The following is a 6,692-nucleotide window of genomic DNA, read 5'->3' on the forward strand; positions in this document are numbered from 1 at the left end:
TCGCGCTGCGGATCGCGGCGGCCGGGCTGGCGTTCGCGCCGACGTTGCGGATCGCGGAGCTGGTGGACGAGCTGGACGACGAGCACGGCCGGCTGGCCGCCCTGGGGCTGGAGGACGAGGACTCGACGGTGCGGGCGGCGCTGGACGCGTCGCGCCGGGCGCTGTCGCCGCTGCCGGCGCGCCTGCTGGCGCTGCTGGGCCTGCACCCCGGCCCGGACGTGACGGCGTTCGTGGTGGCCGCGATGGCGCGGGTGCGGGTCGGGGAGGCGCAGCGCGCGCTGGACGCGTTGACGGCGGCGAACCTGCTGTCGGTGAACGAGCCCGGCCGGTACGGCGCGCACGACCTCGTGCGGGTGTACACGCGGACGTTGGCCGCCGAGCTGCCGCCGGACGTGCGGCACGAGGCCACCAGCCGGATGCTGGACTACTACCTGCACTGCGCGGACCTCGCCGACGGCCGGCTGCCGGTGGGGCGCGGCAGCGTGCGCGTCGCCCCCGAGCACGTGCCCGCGGAGGTGCCGAAGCTGTCCGGCGCGGCCGACGCGATCGCGTGGCTGGACGCCGAGCAGGGCAACATCGTCGCCGCCGCCGAGCTGGCCACCGCCGAGGGCGCGGACCCGAAGTGGCTGGTGCACGCGTGGCAGCTGCCGTACACGCTGTCGCGGTTCTTCTGGCTGCGGGCGGACCGGACGACGTGGCTGCGCACGACGGAGGCCGCGCTGGAGGCGGCCATGACGCTGGGCGACCCCGAGGCGAAGTTCGTGATGCTGTTCAACCTCGGCATCGCGCTGGCCCAGTTCCAGCGGACGGACGAGTCGCTGGCCCGGCACCGCGAGGCCCTGGAGGTGGCGCGGTCGTCGGGCGACGTGAACGCGCAGGCGCGGGCGTTGACGACGGTCGCCGACATGCTCCAGTACCTGGGCCGGGTGGACGAGTCGGAGGCGTCGTACCGGGAGGCGCTGGAGGTGAGCCGGGCGGCCGGGTCGCGGTGGGCCGAGGCGAACGCCCACCACAACCTCGGGTTGCTGCACCTGGCGTCGCGCCGCTACGACGAGGCGAAGGCGTGGCTGCGGGCGGCGGTCGCGATGTACCGGGAGGTCGGCGAGCAGTGCGGTGAGTCCACGTGCCACACGGACCTCGCCATGGTGCTGCTCGAGTCGGGCGAGGAGGCCGAGGCGGTGACGTCGGCGCGGACGGCGTTGACGGTCGCGTCCGCGGCGGCGAGCCCGTACCACCAGGCGATGGCGCACGACCGGCTGGCGACGGTGTTCGACCGGCAGGGGATGCCCGGCGCGGAGGCGCACTGGCAGCGCGCGCTGGCGTTGTTCACCGAGCTGAACGCGCCGGAGGCGGACCAGGTGCGGGAGCGGCTGGCCCGCGCCAGGGCCACGGCCGCCTCGCGCCCGTCGGCGGTCTGAGGACGTCCGGCGCCGGGACTCCGAGCCCGTCGGGGGCGTGGTGCCGCGGTCCCCCTGATCGGTTGAGTGGTCTGGACCTATTGACAGTGAGGTCTAGACCTATTTACGTTTCCGGTGCTGCGTCGAGGCCGCCGCCTGGTGCAGGAGGTGCCCGGTAGTGCCCAAGAGATCCCGATCCGGCAGGTTGTTCCCCCTCGTGGCGTTGCTCTCCACGGTGGCCGGACTCCTCATCGCGGTCGTGTCCCCGTCCTCGTCCAGCGCCACCGCGGGGGAGGAGTGCCGTCCCGACGGCCTCTACCAGACCCCCGGCGTCGCGGTCCCCTACTGCTCCGTCTACGACGCCGAGGGCCGGGAGTCCCTGGGCGCCGACCACTCGCGCCGCGTCATCGGCTACTTCACCAGCTGGCGCACGGGCCGCAACGGCTCGCCCGCGTACCTGGCGTCCGACATCCCCTGGGACAAGGTCACGCACCTCAACTACGCGTTCGCGCACCTCGACGCGCAGAACCGCGTGTCGGTCGGCCCCGACGGCCCGGACAACCCGTCCACCGGCATGACCTGGCCGGGCGTGGAGCTCGACCCGTCCCTGCCCTACAAGGGCCACTTCAACCTGCTGAACAAGCACAAGAAGCAGCACCCCGACGTGAAGACGCTGATCTCGGTCGGCGGCTGGGCGGAGACCGGCGGCTTCTTCAACGCCGACGGCTCGCGCAACGCCAGCGGCGGCTTCTACAAGCTCGGCGCGCAGCCGCAGTCCACTGTGGACGCCTTCGCCGACTCCGCCGTGCAGTTCATCCGCACGTACGGCTTCAACGGCGTCGACATCGACTACGAGTACGCCACCTCCAACAACCACGCGGGCAACCCGGACGACTTCTGGATCTCCAACGCCAACCGCGGCACGCTGTGGGCCGGCTACGAGAAGATCATGAAGACGTTGCGGGAGAAGCTGGACCGCGCCTCGCAGCAGGACGGCAAGCACTACCTGCTCACCGCCGCCGTGCCCGCCTCGGGCTGGCTGCTGCGGGGCCAGGAGGCCTACCAGGTCACCCGCTACCTCGACTACCTGAACGTGATGAGCTACGACCTGCACGGCTCGTGGAACCACTTCGTCGGCCCGAACGCCGCGCTCTACGACGACGGCAAGGACGGCGAGCTGGCCGCCGGCGGCGTCTACACCGCGCCCCAGTACGAGGGCATGGGCTACCTGAACACCGACTGGGCGTACCACTACTACCGCGGCGCGATGCAGGCCGGCCGGATCAACATCGGCGTCCCGTTCTACAGCCGCGGCTGGCAGGGCGTCACCGGCGGCACGAACGGGCTGTGGGGCCGGGCCGCGCTGCCCGACCAGACGAAGTGCCCCGCCGGCACCGGGTCGAACGTCGGCTCGACCACCCCGTGCGGCAACGGCGCGGTGGGCATCGACAACCTGTGGCACGACTCCACGGCGGGCGGCGCCGAGGTCCCGTCGGGCGTGAACCCCATGTGGCACGCCAAGAACCTGGAGAACGAGATCACGCCGGACTACCTGGCGCAGCACGGCCTCGACCCGGCGAACGACCCGACCGACCGGCTCTCCGGCTCCTACAACCGGTTCTACGACAGCACCCTCACCTCGCCGTGGCTCTGGAACGCGGACAAGAAGGTGTTCCTGTCCACCGAGGACGAGCAGTCCATCGCCGCGAAGGCGAAGTACGTGGCGGACAAGGGCATCGGCGGCATCATGATCTGGGAGCTGGCGGGCGACTACCGGTTCGACAGTGCCAAGGGCCAGTACACCGTCGGCGACACCCTGCTCACCAAGATCAACGAGGGGCTGCGCGGCGCGGCGCCGTACGGCAACCGCAAGGCCGCCGGCGCCCAGCCGACCGAGGTGCTGAACGTGTCCGCCACCGTCTCCGGGTTCGCGCTCGGCGACAGCAACTACCCGATCACGCCGAAGCTGAAGCTGACCAACAACTCCGCCACCACCCTGCCCGGCGGCACGAAGGTCGAGTTCGACTACGGCACCAGCGCGCCGGGCAGCATGTCCGACCAGTCCGGGTTCGGCCTGCGGGTGACCTCCAAGGGCCACACGGGCGGCAACGTCGGCGGGCTCAAGGGCGACTTCCAGCACGTCGAGCTGACGTTGCCGAGCTGGCAGCCGCTCGCGCCCGGCGCGTCGGTGGACGTCGCGCTGAGCTACCAGCTGCCGATCGCCTCGCCGTCCAACTTCCGGCTGACGTTCGGCGGGAAGACCTACGCCATCGCCTCCGACCACCCGCGCGGCGGCGGCACGTCCACAACCACCACGACCACGACGACCACCACCGACGACACGACCACCACCACCACCACGACGACCACCAAGCCGCCGGTGTGCGCCGCGCCCGCGTGGGACCGGACCAAGGTCTACACCGGGGGCACGGAGGTCTCCCACGTCGGCAAGCGCTGGCAGGCGAAGTGGTGGACGCAGGGCGAGGAGCCCGGCAAGACCGGCGAGTGGGGCGTCTGGCGCGACCTCGGCGCCTGCTGACCCCACCCTGAGGCGGCGTTCGCGCTGCCGACGGCCCCCTGAGGCATCCCTTACCCGCCGTCTGCCCTCCCTTACGGCGGCGGGTAAGGGAACCACCCCCTCAACCCACGTGAACGACCGATGCCCGCCTCGCGGCCTCAGGACGACTCTTCGTGTCACCAGAGAAGACAACGACACGAGGAGCAGGTCATGGAGTGGACGCCCGAGTCCCTGAAGGCGGAGATCGACTACCGGCAGGCCGCCCTGCGCGCCGACGCGGCCCACCACCGCGTCAGCCGCCGGCCCGCCGTCCCCGGCAGGTCGTGGTGGCGGCGGCTGGGCCACCGGTCCGGTCCGAACGACCCCCCGGCGGGGAACGACCACCGCGACGCCGCCTGAGGTGTGACAGCATGCCTGGTGTGGCACGCCTTGGTTCCGGAATTCCCTTGGTGGCGCGTAGCCGGGAGATGACCAGGCTGCGCGCCGCCCTCGACGAAGCCGCCGGCGGCAAGGCCGGCGCGGTGCTGCTCGCGGGCGACGCCGGTGTCGGCAAGACCCGGCTGGTGGACGAGCTGGCCGCGGCGGCGGGTGACGCGCTCGTGCTCAACGGCCGCTGCCTGGACGTCGGCGAGACCGGCCTCCCGTACCTGCCCTTCACCGAGGCGTTGGGGCAGGTGCGGGACGCCGGTCTGCTCGACGTCGCCGCCCGGCCCGCGCTCGGCCTGCTGCTGCCCGACCTGGCGCTGCCCCCGGGCCACGACGGCAGCCCGGCCTTCTCCGGCCTCCCGTCGCACGTGGTCGGCCGCCGCCCCGAGCAGGACGTCGGCCAGCTCCAGCTGTTCGACGCCGTGCACGGGCTGCTCGGCGACCTGGCCGACCAGCGGCCCGTGCTGCTGATCCTGGAAGACCTGCACTGGGCCGACGCCTCCACCCGCTACCTGCTGTCGTTCCTGCTGTCCCGGCTGCGCTCGCAGCGCCTGCTGGTCGTCGGCACCTACCGCTCCGACGACCTGCACCGCAGCCACCCGCTCCGCCCGCTCCTGAACGAGCTGGTGCGGCTGCCCGCCGTGCAGCGGCTCGACCTGACCCCGCTCAGCGCGATCGACGCGCGCTCGTTCGTCGCCGCGCTCGCCGACGACCTGCCCGACGACGTGGTGCTGGAGGTCGCCGAGCGCTCGGACGGCAACCCGTTCTTCGCCGAGGAGCTGATCGCGGTCGCCACCTGCGGCGACGGCCGGGTGCCGTGGACGCTCGCCGAGGTGCTGCTGGCCCGCATCGAGCGCCTGTCGCCGGACGCGCAGCGCGTCGTGCGGGTCGCGTCCGTCGGCGGCCGCTCCGTGCGCCACGACCTGCTGCGCGCCGTGGCCGGCATGGACGACGTGCAGCTGGACGGCGCGCTGCGCGAGGCCGTGCAGCACCACGTGCTGCTGGTCGCGCGCGACGAGGTGTACACGTTCCGGCATGCGCTGCTCCGCGAGACCGTCTACCACGACCTCCTGCCCGGCGAGCGGGTCCGGCTGCACGCCGCGTACGCCGACCGGCTCGCGTCGTCGGGCGACCGGGGCGCCGCGGCCGCGCTGGCCCACCACAGCCTGGAGTCGCACGACCTGGCCCGAGCGCTGCGCGCGTCGGTGGACGCGGCGCGGGAAGCGCAGGCCGCCGGCGCTCCCGCCGAGTCGCTGCGGCACCTGGAGCAGGCGTTGCAGCTGTGGTCCGCGGTGCCCGCCGACGACCGCCCGACCGGCCTGACGGAGCTGGTGCTGCTGCGCCGCGCGTCGTCGGCCGCGGGCACGGCCGGCCAGCCCGAGCGGGCCATCGCGTTCGCCCGCACCGGCACCGGCGCGGTGGACGAGTCCGACCCCGAGGCCGCGGCCGAGATGTGGCGGCGCTTCGCGCAGGCGTTGCAGGTGCTCGAAGGCAACGAGGGCGAGATGTACCGCGCGGTGGAGGAGGCGTGGCGGCTGGTCCGGGACCGGCCGGCGAGCCCGTCCCGGGCGTGGGTGCTGGCGGTGTCGGCGGCGGCGCTGCGGCAGGACCGCGCGTACGCCGAGGCGCGTGAGCGGGCGCGGATGGCCGTCGCGGACGGCCGGGAGGCGGGCGCGGAGGCGGCCGTCGCGGACGCGCTGACCACGTTGGGGCTGCTGGAGGAACCCGAGGGCGAGGTGTCGCGGGCGCGCGAGCACCTGCGGGCCGCGGTGGCGTGCTCGATGGAGGCGGAGGCGGTCAGCACCGAGCTGCGCGCCCGGTACTTCCTCGGCGTGCACCACTACGACCTCGGCGAGCTGGGCGAGGCCGCGCGGGTGTTCGACGAGGGCGTGGCGCGGGCCAAGGCGACCGGCCTGACGTGGAGCTCGTTCGGCCTCGAACTGCGCATCCTCCAGGTCCTGACCAGGTACTACATCGGGGAGTGGGACGGCGCGGCGACCGCGGCCGAGCCGCCCGGCCTGCGCGTGTCCAGCACGGTGTCCGCGCGGCTGGCGGCGGCGGGCACGCACGTCGCGGTCAGCCGGGGCGAGTTCGAGCAGGCCGAGCGGATGATCGGCGAGCTGCGCGCGGACTGGCACCGCGACCTCCAGATCGCGTTGATCACCGGCGGCACCGGCGCGGAGCTGGCGCTGTGGCGCGGCCGGCCGGAGCTGGCGGTGGAGCGGATCGCGGACGCCATCAGCTGGTCCCGCAAGGAGGGCGACTGGCTGCTGGCCGGCATCCGGCTGGCGGCGCTCGGCCTCGCCGGGCACGTGGAGCTGGCCGCGCGGGCGCGGCGGCGACGTGACCGG

General features: G+C 73.6%; 4 protein-coding genes. All 4 read left to right on the forward strand.

The annotated features are described in order from the left end of the window. A partial coding sequence (locus ACFQ3T_RS33130; protein ID WP_380729514.1) for a tetratricopeptide repeat protein occupies positions 1-1,418 on the forward strand: 1,418 nt, incomplete at its 5' end. A 157-nt stretch (positions 1,419-1,575) separates the two neighbouring features. Next, positions 1,576-3,936 (forward strand): chitinase C-terminal domain-containing protein, encoded by a 2,361-nt coding sequence (locus ACFQ3T_RS33135; protein WP_380729516.1) that lies wholly within the window; start codon positions 1,576-1,578, stop codon positions 3,934-3,936. A gap of 189 nt (positions 3,937-4,125) precedes the next feature. Further along, entirely contained in the window at positions 4,126-4,314 is a 189-nt protein-coding gene (locus ACFQ3T_RS33140) for a hypothetical protein (RefSeq protein WP_380729518.1), read from the forward strand. 11 nt (positions 4,315-4,325) lie between these two features. Further along, on the forward strand, positions 4,326-6,692 hold a 2,367-nt coding region (locus tag ACFQ3T_RS33145), incomplete at its 3' end, for an ATP-binding protein (RefSeq protein ID WP_380729520.1).

The sequence above is a fragment of the Saccharothrix hoggarensis genome (assembly GCF_042678885.1).
Taxonomy (GTDB): domain Bacteria; phylum Actinomycetota; class Actinomycetes; order Mycobacteriales; family Pseudonocardiaceae; genus Actinosynnema; species Actinosynnema hoggarensis.

Bases quoted from the DNA above. Each gene is read 5' to 3' on its own strand.
- ACFQ3T_RS33140 (WP_380729518.1), top strand. From the start codon at position 4,126: ATGGAGTGGACGCCCGAGTCCCTGAAGGCGGAGATCGACTACCGGCAG.